The sequence below is a fragment of the Vibrio sp. 10N.247.311.47 genome, from assembly GCF_041467535.1.
GTDB lineage: Bacteria > Pseudomonadota > Gammaproteobacteria > Enterobacterales > Vibrionaceae > Vibrio > Vibrio crassostreae_C.
Genome location: NZ_JBFSUR010000011.1, coordinates 1 through 16,943, shown reverse-complemented (window position 1 = coordinate 16,943; position 16,943 = coordinate 1). Strand labels below are relative to the sequence as shown.

Annotated in this window: 20 protein-coding genes; 13 read left to right on the top strand and 7 right to left on the bottom strand. The window is 44.3% G+C overall.

Going from position 1 to position 16,943, the window contains the following annotated elements:
- The first annotated feature begins 444 nt into the window (after nucleotides 1-444).
- The 3 genes from map to AB6E51_RS09405 all read left to right on the top strand — a co-directional run bounded on the left by map (nucleotide 445) and on the right by AB6E51_RS09405 (nucleotide 4,648).
- The gene (gene map, locus AB6E51_RS09415) at nucleotides 445-1,323 is read left to right on the top strand and encodes a type I methionyl aminopeptidase (protein WP_017060743.1); all 879 of its coding nucleotides are present in this window, start codon (nucleotides 445-447) and stop codon (nucleotides 1,321-1,323) included.
- 138 nt (nucleotides 1,324-1,461) lie between these two features.
- The gene (gene glnD / locus AB6E51_RS09410; protein ID WP_017060744.1) at nucleotides 1,462-4,083 is read left to right on the top strand and encodes a bifunctional uridylyltransferase/uridylyl-removing protein GlnD; all 2,622 of its coding nucleotides are present in this window, start codon (nucleotides 1,462-1,464) and stop codon (nucleotides 4,081-4,083) included.
- Nucleotides 4,084-4,264: 181 nt separating this feature from the next.
- Nucleotides 4,265-4,648 carry a DUF3461 family protein gene (locus AB6E51_RS09405; protein ID WP_004734354.1) on the top strand — a complete coding sequence of 128 codons (384 nt, stop codon included), beginning with the start codon at nucleotides 4,265-4,267 and terminating at the stop codon, nucleotides 4,646-4,648.
- Nucleotides 4,649-4,802: 154 nt separating this feature from the next.
- Here the strand turns inward: AB6E51_RS09405 and truC are convergent, their stop codons facing one another.
- Together truC and AB6E51_RS09395 are read right to left on the bottom strand one after the other, a co-directional pair.
- Nucleotides 4,803-5,552, bottom strand: coding sequence for a tRNA pseudouridine(65) synthase TruC (gene truC / locus AB6E51_RS09400; RefSeq protein ID WP_017060745.1), 750 nt, complete (start codon nucleotides 5,550-5,552; stop codon nucleotides 4,803-4,805).
- Nucleotides 5,552-5,866 (bottom strand): YqcC family protein, encoded by a 315-nt coding sequence (locus AB6E51_RS09395; RefSeq protein ID WP_017066394.1) that lies wholly within the window; start codon nucleotides 5,864-5,866, stop codon nucleotides 5,552-5,554. Before AB6E51_RS09395 ends, truC begins: the two co-directional genes overlap by 1 nt.
- Nucleotides 5,867-5,953: 87 nt before the next feature.
- Between AB6E51_RS09395 and AB6E51_RS09390 the strand changes: the two genes are divergently transcribed.
- Nucleotides 5,954-6,994: a DUF3549 family protein gene (locus AB6E51_RS09390; RefSeq protein ID WP_017066393.1), complete on the top strand. Its 1,041-nt coding sequence runs from the start codon at nucleotides 5,954-5,956 to the stop codon at nucleotides 6,992-6,994.
- 84 nt (nucleotides 6,995-7,078) lie between these two features.
- Entirely contained in the window at nucleotides 7,079-7,387 is a 309-nt protein-coding gene (locus AB6E51_RS09385; protein ID WP_017060748.1) for a DUF3301 domain-containing protein, read from the top strand.
- Here the strand turns inward: AB6E51_RS09385 and AB6E51_RS09380 are convergent.
- The gene (locus AB6E51_RS09380) at nucleotides 7,353-7,871 is read right to left on the bottom strand and encodes a GNAT family N-acetyltransferase (protein ID WP_017060749.1); all 519 of its coding nucleotides are present in this window, start codon (nucleotides 7,869-7,871) and stop codon (nucleotides 7,353-7,355) included. The two genes, AB6E51_RS09385 and AB6E51_RS09380, sit on opposite strands and share 35 nt — an antisense overlap.
- 768 nt (nucleotides 7,872-8,639) lie before the next feature.
- On the opposite strand from AB6E51_RS09380, the gene AB6E51_RS09375 reads away from it, so the two are divergent.
- Together AB6E51_RS09375 and AB6E51_RS09370 are read left to right on the top strand one after the other, a co-directional pair.
- A complete protein-coding gene (locus AB6E51_RS09375; protein ID WP_017069390.1) occupies nucleotides 8,640-8,927 on the top strand; it encodes a hypothetical protein in 288 nt (95 codons plus the stop codon).
- 54 nt (nucleotides 8,928-8,981) lie between these two features.
- Complete coding sequence (locus AB6E51_RS09370; protein ID WP_017063355.1) at nucleotides 8,982-9,425, top strand: YaiI/YqxD family protein; 444 nt, start codon at nucleotides 8,982-8,984, stop codon at nucleotides 9,423-9,425.
- 112 nt (nucleotides 9,426-9,537) lie between these two features.
- Here AB6E51_RS09370 and AB6E51_RS09365 read toward each other — a convergent pair whose 3' ends face one another.
- The 3 genes from AB6E51_RS09365 to AB6E51_RS09355 form a co-directional block, all read right to left on the bottom strand.
- Nucleotides 9,538-11,124 carry an AbgT family transporter gene (locus tag AB6E51_RS09365; RefSeq protein ID WP_017066391.1) on the bottom strand — a complete coding sequence of 529 codons (1,587 nt, stop codon included), beginning with the start codon at nucleotides 11,122-11,124 and terminating at the stop codon, nucleotides 9,538-9,540.
- 387 nt (nucleotides 11,125-11,511) lie between these two features.
- A complete protein-coding gene (gene ykgO / locus AB6E51_RS09360) occupies nucleotides 11,512-11,637 on the bottom strand; it encodes a type B 50S ribosomal protein L36 (RefSeq protein WP_372058918.1) in 126 nt (41 codons plus the stop codon).
- Nucleotide 11,638: 1 nt separating this feature from the next.
- Entirely contained in the window at nucleotides 11,639-11,899 is a 261-nt protein-coding gene (locus AB6E51_RS09355) for a type B 50S ribosomal protein L31 (protein WP_009847432.1), read from the bottom strand.
- A 125-nt stretch (nucleotides 11,900-12,024) separates the two neighbouring features.
- On the opposite strand from AB6E51_RS09355, the gene tsaA reads away from it, so the two are divergent.
- The 6 genes from tsaA (at nucleotide 12,025) to AB6E51_RS09325 (ending at nucleotide 16,541) form a co-directional block, all read left to right on the top strand.
- Nucleotides 12,025-12,720 (top strand): tRNA (N6-threonylcarbamoyladenosine(37)-N6)-methyltransferase TrmO, encoded by a 696-nt coding sequence (gene tsaA, locus AB6E51_RS09350; RefSeq protein ID WP_017063354.1) that lies wholly within the window; start codon nucleotides 12,025-12,027, stop codon nucleotides 12,718-12,720.
- Nucleotides 12,721-12,821: 101 nt separating this feature from the next.
- A complete protein-coding gene (locus AB6E51_RS09345) occupies nucleotides 12,822-14,537 on the top strand; it encodes a proline--tRNA ligase (protein WP_372058916.1) in 1,716 nt (571 codons plus the stop codon).
- Between the two features lie 191 nt (nucleotides 14,538-14,728).
- The gene (locus AB6E51_RS09340; protein ID WP_102333904.1) at nucleotides 14,729-15,418 is read left to right on the top strand and encodes a tellurite resistance TerB family protein; all 690 of its coding nucleotides are present in this window, start codon (nucleotides 14,729-14,731) and stop codon (nucleotides 15,416-15,418) included.
- Nucleotides 15,419-15,585: 167 nt separating this feature from the next.
- Nucleotides 15,586-15,789 (top strand): YaeP family protein, encoded by a 204-nt coding sequence (locus AB6E51_RS09335; protein ID WP_008222923.1) that lies wholly within the window; start codon nucleotides 15,586-15,588, stop codon nucleotides 15,787-15,789.
- 1 nt (nucleotide 15,790) lies between these two features.
- Complete coding sequence (locus tag AB6E51_RS09330) at nucleotides 15,791-15,982, top strand: DUF4250 domain-containing protein (RefSeq protein ID WP_029235125.1); 192 nt, start codon at nucleotides 15,791-15,793, stop codon at nucleotides 15,980-15,982.
- Nucleotides 15,983-16,214: 232 nt separating this feature from the next.
- Nucleotides 16,215-16,541, top strand: a complete 327-nt coding sequence (locus AB6E51_RS09325) for a hypothetical protein (RefSeq protein WP_017066388.1) — start codon at nucleotides 16,215-16,217, stop codon at nucleotides 16,539-16,541.
- 259 nt (nucleotides 16,542-16,800) lie between these two features.
- On the opposite strand, the gene AB6E51_RS09320 is transcribed toward AB6E51_RS09325, so the two are convergent.
- A partial coding sequence (locus AB6E51_RS09320; RefSeq protein ID WP_229648106.1) for a transposase occupies nucleotides 16,801-16,943 on the bottom strand: 143 nt, incomplete at its 5' end.

Below are 16,943 nucleotides of genomic sequence, written 5' to 3'. Positions count from 1 at the left end.
ATGGGGTTAGGCCTCCACATCCCCCATGAATCCGACCCCTAACAACTAACCACTTTTCAGCCGTTATCTATGTTGTTGAGGCACCCCGGAACATGTGTCGGAATGTGTGTGATTTAAAGAAATAAGTTAGTGGACACAAAGCTTGTTTCGCCAATTGGAGAAAACAGTCCTGATGTCCGGCGCGCTTTATACCATATTTTGTCTATCTATGGCTAGAAAAAATTCTAAAAATGGCGACTGCTATACTGATCCCTATCGGCGAATTTCACCTATAAATAGTGTCGCTATTCATTCACTTCTGTCTCAATAAATTGATCACGATTCACTCACGTTGAGCAGTATCCACCAGCAATGTATGGGCATGGGAATGTTGCGCTAAATTGCTGCACTGATAGAATAGCCCCAATATGCACACTTAGGTGCTACCAAATTAAGAGATATGCAATGGCTGTAAAAATTAAAACTGCTGAAGAAATTGAAAAAATGCGCGTCGCCGGCAAGCTGGCCGCTGACATTATTGAGATGATCGAACCTCACATCCAAGTGGGTACCACGACGGAAGAGCTCAATACGCTTTGTCATGAGTACGCTCTAGAAAGAGGTGCATACTCTGCGCCACTCGATTACCACGGTTTCCCTAAGTCTATCTGTACGTCTATCAATCATATTGTGTGTCACGGCATTCCCGCGTCACAAGACGAAACGGGTAGCACAGGTCAATTCAAACCTGCGGTACTCAAAGATGGCGACATTCTGAACGTTGATATCACAGTTATCATCCCTGATGACGCAAATGCCGATCTTAGTACTCGCCCTCAAGGCTACCACGGTGACACCTCTAAGATGTTCCTAGTGGGTGAGGTTTCACCTGCAAACAAGCGTCTGTGCATGGTTGCTCAAGAAGCACTTTACGAAGGCATGCGCCAAGTTAAGCCAGGTGTTCAACTTGGTCAAATCGGTACTGCTATCGAGAAGTACATCAAAACAAACAACAAGAACAACCCACGCGCTAAGTTCTCTATTGTTAAAGATTACTGTGGTCACGGCATTGGTTCTGAATTCCACGAAGATCCACAAGTAGTTCACTACAAGAACAGCGATCGCACCGTGCTAAAAGCAGGCATGTGCTTCACTATCGAGCCAATGATCAACGCGGGTAAGTTTGGCTGTCGTCTTGATGACGAAGATAGCTGGACAGTATACACAGCAGACAGCAAGAACTCGGCTCAATGGGAGCACACTCTGGTTGTAACTGATACTGGTTGTGAAGTACTAACACTGCGCAGCGATGATACAATCCCACGTATCATGAAGAACGCTTAGTTCACCGAACTGAGCGCATCAGCCTTTTAAAAATATCCTCGCATTGTCGAGGATATTTTTTATCCACTCAATTTCGATTTTCCATCAGCTTCTGTTAAATTGTTTACTATTCTCATTTGCTTGCACGGATAGCAGACTATGCCTTATCAATGCCCTCTTACGTTCAATGACGAACAAATTGAAATCTGCGAATTAAAAAATCAGCTCGAGATCTTCACGCAGTATCAAAAAAATGAATTTCTGAACCACCATCCCGTCACCGATTTGGTTCTACTGCGCTCCGAATACATGGATTTACTTCTCAATCGTTTGTGGGAAAATTTCGGATTCAACAAACTGCCTCATATTTCACTTGTCGCAGTGGGTGGTTATGGTCGTGGCGAACTGCATCCTTTGTCTGACATTGATATTCTCATTGTCTCGCAAAAAACACTACCACCAGCTCTTGGTGAAAAGGTCAGTCAATTCATTACTCTACTTTGGGATTTAAAGCTCGAAGTTGGCCATGCTGTGCGAACTATTACTGAGTGTCTCGATATCGGCACCGATGATTTAACCGTCGCGACCAACCTACAAGAGTCGCGATTGTTATGTGGTAGTGAAGACACTTTCCAAGAACTAAAACTGAAGATTCATTCCGATTCATTTTGGCCAAGTGAGACGTTTTACAAAGCCAAGATTCAAGAACAGAGAGAGCGTCATGCTCGCTACCACGACACCACCTATAATTTAGAACCGGACATCAAATCGACTCCGGGAGGGCTCAGAGACATCCATACCCTGAGCTGGGTTGCGCGTCGCCACTTCGGCGCGACCTCTTTGTTAGAGATGAGCAAATACGGCTTTCTGACCGATGCTGAATATCGTGAGCTCGTTGAGTGCCAAGATTTTTTATGGCGTGTTCGCTTTGCATTGCATATTGAACTGCGCCGTTACGACAACCGTTTAACGTTCGCGCATCAAGCTCAAGTCGCTGAACATCTGGGTTATACGGGTGAAGGAAACCGTGGTGTTGAGATGATGATGAAAGAGTTCTACCGAACCCTTCGTCGTGTTGCTGAACTGAATAAGATGCTGCTTAAGCTGTTCGATCAAGCGATCATCAATGGCGGTCAAACCCAAGACGCTGAAATTCTCGATAGTGATTTCCAACGTCGAGGTTCGTTGATCGAAGCGCGCAAGCCTGCCCTATTCCAAGCAAGACCAGAAACCATTCTCGATATGTTCATCCATATCGCCAATGACTCGACTATCGAAGGGGTAAGTCCACCAACATTGCGACAACTGCGTACGGCACGCCGTCGATTGAACCGATTCCTGCATACCATTCCTGAAGCTCGTGACAAGTTCATGGATCTAGTTCGCCACCCTAATGCCCTGCACAAAGCCTTTAGCTTAATGCACAAATTGGGCGTGCTCTCTGCGTACTTACCGCAGTGGAGCCAGATCGTTGGTCAGATGCAGTTTGACCTATTCCATGTTTACACCGTGGATGAGCACAGTATCCGCCTGCTCAAGCACATCAACCGCTTTGGTCAAATCGAAAACCACGATAAGCACCCTATCTGCTGTGAAGTCTATCCTCGAGTACAGAAGAAAGAGTTGCTGATCCTTGCCGCTATCTTCCATGACATCGGCAAAGGCCGCGGCGGAGACCACTCTGAGATAGGTGCGGTTGAGGCTTACTCTTTCTGTATTGAACACGGGCTATCGAAGCCTGAAGCCAAACAAGTCGCGTGGTTGGTACAAAATCACCTATTGATGTCAGTAACGGCTCAACGTCGTGATATCTACGACCCAGATGTGATCACCGAATTCGCCAAAAAAGTGCGTGATGAAGAATCACTCGAGCTACTGGTTTGTTTAACCGTTGCCGATATCTGTGCGACTAACCCTGAGCTATGGAACAGTTGGAAACGAACCCTGTTAGCTGAGCTGTTCCACTCAACGCAGCGAGCACTGCGCCGCGGCTTGGAAAACCCTGTCGATGTCAGAGACCGTATTCGTCACAACCAACAAATGGCATCAGCACTGCTGCGTAAAGAAGGCTTCACCGCTCGTGAGATTGAAGTGTTGTGGCAACGCTTTAAGGCCGATTATTTCTTGCGTCACACACATAAACAAATCGCTTGGCACTGTGAGCACTTACTTCGCCTAGAAGACCCAAGCCAACCGTTAGTGCTGATCAGTAAGAAAGCGACGCGCGGTGGCACAGAAGTGTTCGTTTATTGTAAAGACCAAGCAGCACTGTTTGCGACCGTGGTTGCCGAACTCGACAGACGTAACTTTAACGTTCATGACGCGCAGGTCATGGTTAGCAAAGATGGTCATGTTTTGGATACCTTTATCGTACTAGACCAGCACGGCGAAGCGATTGATGAAGCAAGACACAAAGCCGTTGCTAAACATCTGACTCATGTATTGACTGATGGCCGCCCGACTAAGATTAAGACGCGTCGCACGCCACGTAACTTGCAACACTTTAAGGTCAAAACCTTAGTTGAGTTCCTACCAACCAAGAGCAAGAAACGTACCTTGATGGAGTTAAGAGCTCTTGATACGCCGGGGTTATTGGCTCAAGTCGGTGCAACCTTTGCGGAGCTAGACATCAACTTGCACGGTGCCAAAATCACCACCATAGGTGAGCGAGCAGAGGATCTGTTTATTCTGACCAGTGAAGCGGGAGGAAGGCTGTCTGAAGAACAAGAACAGGCACTAAGAGAACGATTAACCGAGCACGTTTCTGAACTCGCACCTTAGAAAGCGAATTCAGTCTAAAAACAGGTTTAATAACCAAATAAGTGTGGGCAAAGATAGAGAGCGATCTTGCCCACAACTTACAATCAATTCACAGATATCAACTATCTAGCTCGTCGTTAGGCTGCTACATTGATCAAGTCAATTACATAAAAGTATTACATTCATAACCTAGAGGTCGCTTATGTATCCAAACCTCACTGGCTTAGGTATCCACGAACCTAAACAGATTGAACGTTACTCCCTTCGCCAAGAAGCGCACAAAGATATCCTGAAGATTTACTTTCGTAAGCAGAAAGGGGAACTGTTCGCGAAAAGCGTTAAATTTAAGTACCCACGACAAGTAAAAAGTGTGCTTGTTAGCGGTGGCAATAATCAATACAAAGAAGTGACAGAGATTAACCGCAACCTCACTCTTGTGATTGATGAACTCAACAAAATCACCAAACCGACGCCAACGGCTGAGGTGGATGTGAAGCAGAAGATCCTTACCGACTTACGCCATCTAGAGAAAGTGGTATCAAGCAAGATCGCTGAGATCGAAGCTGATCTAGAAAAGCTAAAATGATCCCGCGACTAACTATTACTGTTAACTAACCAACATTAGTTATGCCGTTAAGGTTATACAGATACAAAAAGGGCTGATATCACTATCAGCCCTTTGTTTTTTTATTCTATTTTCTCTATTCACTTAGACTGGAGATTGCCTAAACACGCGAGACTTACTTAGACAAGCAAGTTTGAGCATCGATTAAGTTAGTATCCCACTCAAAGGTTTCAAACAACCTTAGCCAAGTTTCATCAAGGTTGGCCTTCATCACCAACTCTTCTTTTGTGAAAGGATGGATAAAGCGAAGCTCAGAAGCGTGCAACAACAAACGATGCGAATCTAAATCATCACGGAACAGTCGATTGTGCTTACCATCACCATGTGAAGTATCACCGACAATCGGATGTCTTAGATGAGCCATGTGACGACGCAGCTGATGTTTGCGACCTGTCTTTGGCATCATCTCAACCAAGCAGTAGCGGCTCGTAGGAAAGCGTCCTGTTGAATATGGCACTTCTACTTTTGCTAGCGGTTCATAGACTGTCACTGCCTCTTGCGCTTCTTTGTCTTCTTTCGCGAACTTATCTGCGATCTTATCCAGCTCAACCTTAAGTGCATAATCGAGCGTATCGCCCTCTTCTATCCAACCACGGACAATCGCATGATAGGTTTTTTGCATCTCATGATTAGCGAACATTGGCATCACCTGTGAAGCAACCTCACTCGACAACGCAAACACCAACACACCCGATGTCGGTCTGTCTAAGCGGTGTAATGGAAATACATGCTGACCAATTTGATCGCGCAATGTCTGCATAACAAATTGAGTCTCGTGTTTATCTAGCCATGAGCGGTGCACCAGCATTCCTGCAGGCTTATTTACCGCGACAAAGTACTCATCTTGATAAATGATCTCTAACATTAGGCGCATACCTCATCAATGCTTTGAATCGTCACTAGTAGCTCAGCTTTGTCTGCCTCATTTTTCCACACTTCACCAAAATATGGATGAATAGCAAACCCCTTAGGTAAAGGCATTTGCGCATCAATCATCGCATTAATCTTGACGATGAAGATCCACTGTAGCCACTCTTCGGGTTGCAGTGAATCGATAGCAAAAGGTTCAACGCTCGCCAGAGCTTCATCCAACGGTGCAACGCTACTCCATAGGGAGCATTGGCGCATTTGTTGTTCTAATTGTTGAAGTAATGGAGGTAACTTTGTGGCAGCTGTCATTTTTCACCAAGTTATTTATCTAGTGACCTTGAAATTGGGGCATAGAGTACCATCTATTTAGGAAAGAAAGTTAGGAGCTTTATTACTATGGAAACGATTCACACGCTCACTCAGTTGCTAAAGAATAGCGGTTGCCAATACGATATCTACGACCTCGGTCGCCGTATCCAGAAGATCGACAACACCCTATTCTCCGATGTTGAGCAAGGGAAACAGCCATACCCATTTCCACTTCAGAAACAAGCTCACTTAGCGATCAGCTACTGGAATGAACAGAAGCAGCCATGGATCTGGTTCCTAAAATTCAAACTGGACGAAAGAGGCCTATTACATCAAGGTGATGTCGGCAATTTCCTTAAGTTTGTTATCGAAGCGATGGGCACACGTTTGAACGGTGAGATCAGCGAAGAGCAACAACAAAAGCTGTCAAACAACCCATATACCTTCAAGCCTTCAGAAGACAAAATGGCCGTGTTCCATAGCCAAGTAAGAGCAGGTTTAGACCTTGCAACGAGCCAATACTACGAACACGCTCAACACTACTTCACAGGCGATCTAGGCTGGGACAACTGGAAAACCGTTGGCCTACAAGGCATCACTGATATGTGTGCTCGTTTAGGCAGCCAACAAAATGGTGTCGCGATTCGCAAAGCATTGAATAAGCTGCCTTCAGAACCTCTATACGCGACTCTCGGGGCGCTTGAGCATACGCAAATCAATGACAAGCTCGCTCAACGCTTACAAGAAATGGCAGAGAATGAGATTAACAGTCAAGAGCCAGATCTGTTCTTACTGTCAGCACTGGTACGTGCCCTTTCTGGCGCAGAGCAAAGCACAACCAACGCCGTAATTAACCAAGTTCTGGCTAGCCCGCGCTTAAGCCACCAAGAAGTATTGATTGGTTTGGCTGGTCGCAGCTGGCACGCACTGCAAGATCCTGCGATTGCTGAGCAGTTCTTGCTGCGTCTCGCACAAACGGGCAACCAAAACTTGTTCAATCAGTTATTTGCAGATTTAGTGATGATTCCGACACTGAGAATGGTATTTTTACCATTATTGAACTCGAACCCATCACCAGAACTCGCCAATGCACTTGTAGAATTACAACAAGCGGCTAAGTCGCAATAGATACCAGACAGAACAGCTCAGTAGCTCATAACAAAAAGCTCAAATCACGAACGGAATAGAGAGATAAAAGGAAGTATGGATTAAATGATAGATAACTTATTGGCTATTTTGATGCTGTGCTTCTTTTGCTTTCTGTTTTGGCAACAGCGCAGGCAATCCGAGCTTGCGAAAGCTGCCATTGCGAGAAAATGTAAAGAGCTCGACTTACAGCTATTAAGTGTTGCCTTTAGTGGTCATAAACTTAAGATGCGCCATGAGCTCACCACCATTTGGCGCTGGCACACCGTGTATCAATTTGAGTTTTCAGCGTTAGGTGATGACCTGTACCAAGGGAAACTGACCATGGTGGGCTTCCGTTCTATGCGGTTTGAGCTACAGCCTCATAGAATGTAACGTCGCAATACGCGGTATAACTATATTCATGATAAGGGCCAAACTGATCTTGTTTGGTCTCTTTAAATGCAAAGCCTAACTTTTCAAGTAACTTAATTGATGGGTTATGACCAACATTAACGGTCGCGACAACATTCGTTAGGTGTTCTTCAAAACAAACCAAACTAAAGAAAGGTTTTAGCACTTCACTAGCAAGGCCTTGATTCCAAAACTCCTTGTCCAGAATAAATCCCAGTTCATGCTTCCCTTCTTCAGACGAAACAAACAAATGCCCGAGGTATTCGCGGGTTTGGTTGTGGATAATGGCTCGGCAAAAACCAACGTTGTCGTTCAGTATTTCTTGAAATAGGTGTTTTGCAGAGGCAATAGAATGCGGCCCGTTCATTTCAGCACGATTGATGGGGCAGCAATTCAACTTGATAAAGTCATGTTCTAACTGCTCGGTATAAGGTACCAACAGCGTTCTTGAGGTTGCTATCGTCATAAAACACTCCTTGTGTTGACCATTAGCAGAAAAGCAGATGTCGCGTGCTTAGATAAAAGCTCCTGAATTAAAGAGAGCCCCTAGATAGAGAAAAAGCCTTAGGAAAAGAAAAGCCCCGACACCGAAGTGTCAGGGCTAGGGTCTTACTCGCAGCAGTCCGGCTACTAATTAATGCTCCATGCATCATCCATAATAGTGGCTGTAATCCTTCAGCTCTTTCCTTTACTTCGCCGTCCTAGCGGTGTCCAATCATCCTGAAAGCTAACAATCCTAGTTAGCGCACATCACTTGTTCCGTGAGCGGTGTCCTTTACATCGTCCTGATGCTAATCCAACCCTTTAATCCTAAAGGTGTCCATTGTCATTCCGTTGCAGCTAACTTCCTGTTAACTGACTGTATCCCTACAATGTCCTTACGCTCCATGCTTGATCACTCAATCCTAAGTAACCAAATCTTCATCCTGAAGATAACCAAATCCTTGGTGCTTTCCTGTTCCGTGTCAGAATCCTTCCGACAAGGTTTAATTTACGCGATTTAGGATTTCGGACAATAGATTTGCATCACATTTTGAATTTAAGAAAGTTGTTAATTATATAAAACAATTAAAATTCAACACCTTAACCATGTGCACATCAATCTCTCTAGCGATGTATTCGTGTTATCTCACAACCTTTGTAAGAGATCTCTCACAAGCCATGGGCGGTTTTATGATTCGCTATCATTCACCAGAGCGAGTAAAATGACTAAAGACTAAAAATGGAGATCAACATGCTGACAAAAGATGTTTCTGAAGAGTTGAAATCAGTGCTTGAAGGACTGCAAGCGCAAGGGAAAGAGCCGACAGTTGCTTTAGTTAAGGCTCGTATGAGCACATCCGTTCCGATGCCCGCTTTAATCACGACCATCAAGAGCTGGAAAAGCGCAAATCGTGTTCCTAAAGTTGAAGTCGCGACACAAGAAGAGCCAGCACTTGATCGTGTTAGCCAACTGGAAAAGCAAATCCTTGAACTCACTGCTCGCGTTGCCATGCTTGAAGCTAAACTAACTGATCAATAAGGCAACTGAGCAATAAGTTGACCGATAAATAAGCTAACAGAGAAATAGAACACTATGAAGATATGGGTTGATGCGGACGCTTGTCCAAAGGTTATCCGAGAAACAATCGTACGCGCAGCTGAGCGCACAGGGGTTGAATGTACCTTTGTGGCAAACCATCTGGTTCCCGTTCCTAAACGCAATAACATTCACTCAATTCAAGTGCCAAGCGGGTTTGATATTGCTGATGATGAAATCGTAAAGCGCACTGAACCCGGCGATCTTGTGATTACATCCGATATCCCTCTGGCTGACGAAGTGATCACTAAAGGTGGGCAAGCACTCAGCTCTCGTGGTGAGCTTTACACCAAAGAGACCATTAAAGCGCGTCTGAACATTCGTGACTTTATGGATACCATGCGCTCAAGTGGCATCCAAACGGGTGGACCAAGTGCCCTTTCTCAAACCGACCGTCGTGAGTTTGCCAACCACTTAGATAGAATTCTAGCCAAACGCTAGCTGGCTCATCCGAGCTTAACCTAGTTCTATCTCTCCATAAAAAATCAAAAAACCTGCAAACAATGCAGGTTTTTTTAATATCAATTAGAAGAAGGTTTCCCCTACTCTACAACTAAGGCGTGTAGTACGTTGCAGCACCTGGACCTACTGGTAGGCCAAATACGAATACCCAAACGTAGAACATTAAGCTCCAACCAACCAAGAATACGATTGAGTATGGAAGCATAGTTGCAATCAGAGTACCGATACCTAGGTTCTTCATGTAACGCGTCGCTACAGCTAGGATAAGACCAAAGTAGCTCATCATTGGCGTAATGATGTTGGTTGTTGAATCACCGATACGGTAAGCCGCTTGAATCGTTTCAGGTGCGTAACCTACTAACATTAGCATTGGAACGAAGATTGGCGCTGTTACTGCCCACTGAGCAGAAGCCGAACCGATCATCAGGTTAATGAAGCCACACATTAGGATGAATGCGAAGAACAACATTGGACCCGTTAGGCCGATATCCTGTAGGAAAGTAGCACCTGCAACTGCGAATACTTGACCGAAGTTAGTCCACTTGAAGAAAGCAACAAACTGAGCAGCGAAGAACACAAGTACGATGTACATGCCCATTGAAGACATAGACTTAGACATTGCATTGATTACATCACGGTCTGTTTTCATTGTGCCGGTAACTTTACCGTAAACAAAACCAGGAACTGCGAAGAATACGAAGATGAACGCTACGATACTTTTCAGGAATGGAGAACCTGAAACCGTACCTGCTGCTGAACGTAGAACACCATCAGCTGGAACAATCGTCCAAGCAAGAAGCGCTGAAACCGCTAGCACTGCGATACCCGCAAACTTAAGGCCTTTCTTCTCAACGTCTGTTAGCTTGCCCATTGAATCATTTGATAAATCTTCAGACGCTTCTTCGTCGTTGTATTTACCCAGTTTTGGTTCAACAATCTTCTCAGTTACAAATGCACCTGTAATCGCGATGAAGAAAGTAGAAACAAACATGAAGTACCAGTTTGATTCAGGACCAACGTTGTAAGTCGGGTCAATCATTTGTGCTGCTGTTGTAGTAATACCAGAAAGCAGCGGGTCAACCGTACCGATTAGAAGGTTTGCAGAGTAACCACCAGATACACCAGCAAATGCTGCCGCTAGACCTGCTAATGGGTGACGACCCAAAGAGTGGAAAAGCATTGCTGCAAGCGGGATAAGTACTACATAGCCAAGCTCTGAAGCCGTGTTAGAGATAATACCTGCGAAAACTACGGTTACCGTAACCATGCGCTTAGATGCGCCCATTACCATGCCACGCATCGCCGCAGATAATAGACCTGAGTGCTCAGCAATCGCTACACCTAGCATTGCAACAAGCACGGTACCTAATGGCGCAAAGCCAACAAAGTTTGTCACTAGATTAGTAACAATGAGCTGTAAGCCTTCAGCATTAAGTAAGCTTACAACGTAGATCATGCCGTCAGCAGCACGACCTGGAGCACCTTCTGGACGAGGGTCCATAACAGACACATCAAAATATCCAGCTATACCTGAAGTAACTAGAATAGCGACACAGAAGATTGCGAAAAGAGTGATCGGGTGGGGTAATAGGTTCCCCAAATATTCAACACCATCGAGAAAACGGGTAAAAATAGGTTTCTTTGGCGAGTTGTTTTTTATTGAAGCTGATGAACTCATCAGTTCCCTCCTTGTAGTGATTCCTATGCAATTGTGACAAAAATGTTCAAATTGCCAGCGAAGGGTACGCGACAAAATTATCAATTAGAAATTCAAAATGTTACAAAATGTGTAACAAACGACGATTTTTAACTCTATTTGAACAATTAATTAGCAAATAAATCTACATTAAATACAAAATCTAGATTTATAATTCACAAATACACATTCACTACAAATATAACTGATAATATAAGCCATTGATTCACTTGAAAATAAAACACGCCATACTCTAAGTTAATACGCAATATTCTGTCAGGTTCTTCTCGAGGGAAAAGAAAAACAGACAAATGAATGAAGTTTGACTTTCCCCTCGTTTTTACACTCGCGTCACATCAATTTGACTGACTATTTCTGAACCGCTTTGAATCTCGGATTGGTTTTGCAGATAACATAATAACGACCTCTGCGCTTTACTATCTGGCAATCAGGATGGCGACTTTTCGCACTTTTAAGTGATTTCACAACTTTCATTCTATTTCGCTCCCTTACCTAATTGACCAAAACGACGAGTGAAGTTCGCAACACGTCCCTCTTTATGTAGCACTCGTTGTTTACCCGTATAGAAAGGATGCGACTTTGACGACACCTCAATCGTGAAGTAAGGATAAGTATTGCCGTCTTCCCATTCGATAGTACGGTCTGTTTTTAGCGTTGAGCCGATTAAGAAGTACTCATCGACACTGGTGTCATGAAAAACCACGGGACGGTAATCTGGATGGATATTCGGTTTCATTGTATTTCCCCTAAATAACTAATTTTGATATGTTATAACATTTCAAATGATAATTATTATCAAAAGAAAAACAAGCGATTTTATGATATTTTTCCGTCTTAATCGTAATCAGAGAACACCCAACTATGTACACCATTGAACCTGTTGGCTTTATTGAGTCTCCTTATAAAGAGAAGTTCGCTGTGCCAAGGCAGCCCAGGTTGGTACCCACATCCACCTCAAGAGTCAGGTTGGTTGATGCAGCAAACTGCCTTGAGTCTGTTCGTGATATAGAGCAATTTAGCCATGTTTGGTTACTATTTCTGTTCGACAAGAACCTTGAAGCAGGCTGGAAACCAACTGTGAGGCCACCTCGCCTTGGCGGGAATGAACGTATTGGTGTATTCGCGTCACGTGCCACATTCAGACCAAATGGAATTGGCATGTCTGCGGTTGAACTAAAAGGTGTGTCTCAAGAGAAAGGACAGACTTGGTTGGATCTCGGCAGCGTCGACTTAGTAGACGGTACACCGATCATCGACATCAAGCCTTATATCCCCTACTCAGATTCGATTCCGGATGCATTGGGAGGGTTCGCCGCCGACGAACCAGAAGTGCTCGACGTTAACTTTTCGCAGCAAGCGCAAAGTAAGCTCGCAAGCCATCCACAAGCGCGCCATATCATTCAGGTGATCAAAGAAGTATTAGGCCAAGATCCTCGCCCTGCCTATAAGAAAGGTAAGCCTGACAACAAGGAATATGCGGTAAATTTGTTCAATCTTAACGTGAAATTCGTGGTTGAAACGCTTTTCATCAATGTAACTGACATTGAACGCTTTTGAGATCCCAAATAGGCTGATATTATATGCGGCTATATCAGATTTGCTGTGGTTACGAACGACAGCAAGTTTTCTTTTATCAATGATGAAACGGATACCATAGAATGCGTACCAGTAACTACCTTCTTTCTACTCTGAAAGAGACTCCAAACGACGCAGAAGTTATCAGCCACCAGCTGATGCTACGTGCAGGTATGATCCGTAAGCTAGCTTCAGGTTTATATACTTGGCTACCTACTGGTCTACGTGTACTGCGTAAAGTCGAAAATATCGTTCGCCAAGAGATCGATAATGCAGGTGCCGTTGAAATCTTGATGCCCGTAGTTCAACCGTTTGAGCTTTGGGAAGAGACTGGCCGTTCTGAAAAGATGGGGCCTGAGCTACTTCGTTTCACAGACCGTCACTCTCGTCCATTTGTTCTTAGCCCAACAGCTGAAGAAGTGGTAACGAGTCTAGTACGTAACGAGATCAGCTCTTACAAACAGCTACCTCTAAATCTGTACCAAATCCAGACTAAATTCCGTGATGAGCGCCGCCCTCGTTTTGGCGTAATGCGTGCACGTGAATTCTCTATGATGGATGCGTACAGCTTTGATATCGACAAAGAAGGCTTAGAAAAGTCTTACCAAGCGATGCACGATGCTTACTGTAAAGCATTCGACCGTATGGGCCTTGAATACCGTCCAGTATTGGCAGACTCTGGCGCAATCGGCGGCAGCGGCTCTCAAGAGTTCCACGTTCTTGCTGAAAGCGGCGAAGACCTAATCGCATTCTCAACTGAGTCAGATTACGCAGCAAACATCGAAAAAGCAGAAGCACTTGCTCCTACTGAAGATGCAGCAGCACCAACTCAAGAGATGGAACTGGTTGATACACCAAATGCGAAAACTATCGCAGAATTGGTAGAGCAACACGGTCTAGCAATCGAGAAGACAGTTAAGACTCTATTCGTTAAAGCATCTGATGAAGTAGAAGCAGATATCATTGCTCTAATCATCCGTGGTGACCACGAGCTTAACGAAGTGAAAGCAGAAAACCTTCCACAGGTTGCTTCTCCATTAGAGATGGCTTCTGAAGAAGAAATCCGTGCACTTGTTGGCGCTGGTCCTGGTTCACTTGGCCCTGTTGGCCTAGAGCTACCATTCATCGTTGACCGCTCAGTTGCTGTAATGAGTGACTTCGGCGCTGGTGCAAACGTAGACGGTAAGCACTACTTCGGAATTAACTGGGGTCGTGACGTTGAGCTTGCTCAAGTTGAAGACCTACGTAACGTAGTTGAAGGTGACCTTAGCCCATGTGGTAAAGGTACTATCCAGCTTAAGCGTGGTATCGAAGTGGGTCACATCTTCCAACTGGGTAATACTTACTCTAAAGCAATGAACTGTAACATGCTTGGTCCTGATGGTAAGAGCGTAATCCTAGAGATGGGTTGTTACGGTATCGGTGTTTCACGTGTTGTTGCATCTGCTATCGAGCAAAACCACGATAAATTCGGTATCACTTGGCCAGACGCACTAGCGCCGTTCCAAGTTGCTATCGTACCAATGAACATGCACAAATCTGAGCGCGTTAAAGAAGCAGCTGAGAAGCTATACGCTGAATTAACAGCTATGGGTATCGAAGTTTTATTCGATGACCGTAAAGAGCGCCCTGGTGTTATGTTTAAAGATATCGAGCTTGTGGGTATCCCTCACACTATCGTTATCGGCGATCGCAGCATGGACGAAGGTAACTTCGAATACAAAAACCGTCGTACTGGTGATAAAGAAGCTATCGCAATGGACACGGTTATCGAGCACCTTAAGGCTCAACTAGCTTAGTAATCCGATTACTGACTAGATAAACATTGAAAGGCTGCCGTTAGGTGGCCTTTTTTGTGCCTGTCATTTCGCTTCAAACTCCCTTCCTATTTATCAGTAGAGTAAATAACGTAAGTTAATCCCCTGTTCATCTTCAAATCCGTATATTGGTGTCATCAACTTTTTGGACATGCTCACCATTGGAGGTATCGATGGATATCAAAAGCTTACTTAACCAAGCACTTAAGTCAGATCTCGTTAAACAAGGCACTCAGAAACTTTCACAAGGGTCTTCAAGTTTAAGTGACCTTTCTCAAGGCAACAATGGCAAGAGTAGCAGTAAAAGTACACTCGGAGCCTTCGGTGCAGGCGCTGTTGGTGGCGGGCTATTAGGTGCATTAATGGGTTCTAATAAAACCAAGAAAATGGGTAAGAAAGCCGCAGGTATTGGTGGCGCAGCAGCTCTGGGCGCTCTCGCTTACAAGGTCTACAACGACTACCAATCTAAACAAGGCCAAACACCGAATGCCGAGCAAGCTAAATTTGATGAGAACGACTCAAACCATAGCGTACTGATTCTCAGATCAATGATTGCCGCATCCAAAGCCGATGGCCATGTCGATGAAGAAGAGATGGCTAAGATTGAACAAGCCGTCGAGAACATGGGTGCCGATTATCAACTGACTAAATTGGTGTCTGAAGAGTTGCACAAACCACTCGATCCAAGTGAAATCGCTCAACTCGCGACATCACCGCAACAAGCCAGCGAAATCTACTTAGCCTCTTTGATCGTAGCCGACGAACAGAACTTCATGGAAAAGGCGTACCTCAAAGAGTTAGCCAAACAACTCAACCTTGCTGATGAAGTGACTTATCAACTTGAACAGCAAATATCTGGTTAAGCGGTCAATATCCGGCTAATTGGCAAGCTAGCAAGTGATACGTTGAGCATCAACAGAATGAGATATTGAGCAAGAACAAACTAACTCTGAACTTAATCAGATCCACTTTGTTTTTGCTTATCTCTATGTGTATATTGAGATCAGTTATCATTTGGTTAGGTATAAAAATGAAAGTATACGATTGTTGTGATTTGGTGCGTGAACTGTATTCTCAAATTGGCAGTGGCGACCAAGGCTATATCCCGAAAGCGATCACCTGCGCGGTAAAAACATTGAATGACCTTGCTGCAGACGAATCTCTTCCTAAAGAAGCGCGTGAGCGTGCAGCCTTTGCCGCTGCAAACCTGCTGATCTCAGATTTCGAGGACTAATATGAACCTCGCTAATTTTGAAAAAATGGATCCTGTAATGTTGATGAGCATCGTCAACATGAAGCTACGTGACGACTTCGGCGGTGATATAGATCGAGTGGTCAACTTCTACGAGATCGACAAAGCAGCATTGATCGCTAAACTTGCGTCTGCTGGTTTTGAATTCCTTCCAGAAGCCAAACAGTTTCGATAGTCATTTAAAACAAGCTTGATTTTGAAAGGCCAACCTCAGTGTTGGTCTTTTTTATTGGTGATACGTATTGGATAAACATGCAGTTAGCCAATTATAAATTATCTGTCTACATCTATACTTTTATATCTTAGAGTCAACGAGCGCTCCTTGAACCAAAGCGTGTTGTTGTATAGGCTACCTGAAATAGCATATAAAACTCATCAATCAATCTGATGATAGCGAAGGATTAACAATGAAAAGACTCGGACTTTTGGCAGTTTTCGCAGCAACACTGACTGCAGGTTGCGCTTCAAATACACAGCAAGACAACTTTCGTGAAGCCTCTTTTGAGCTGTGTAACACCGAAGTCGATATTTACTCAGTAAGCCATGATGAAAGAGTGCGTATTGTCTGCTCTGATGGCTCTAAATTCGCTCTGAAAAGCGAAGACACACTAGAAGTGATGCGTGACATCAATATCGACTACTGTGACGGCGAAGGCTTAGGAAAATTCAACGAGAGCCGCCATTATTACTCATTCAAGTGTAAGTCTGGCACCCTGCTTAGCATCAAAAAGTAGAATCGACACTACCAAATACCAAAGGGTTAATGTGAAAGCATTAACCCTTTTTAATACCCGCTTTTCTTTACTCTTAATCCCAAATCCACCAGCCACCAGATACAAAAAATAGCTCCTTTAAAGAAGCCTCTAGTATCATTGCTTTTCAAAGTAGTTGTTTGAAATTCTAAGAGAGCACGCAGAGATTACGGGTGTAAGTGAGCATGCTCGACAACAATTTTAAAACTTCCAAGTACAAAAAAGGCCCCTATTAAGGGGTTCATCGCGGCTTTCCGGGGAAAGCCGCTTTTATCTTCAAGAAGAAGTAGTCGGTATCTCGATACCCATACCCCATTCGCTTGATTAGCTTTATCTTGTTGTTTATCCCTTCTAGGGTGCAGGTGTTTAGCGGATAACTTGCCG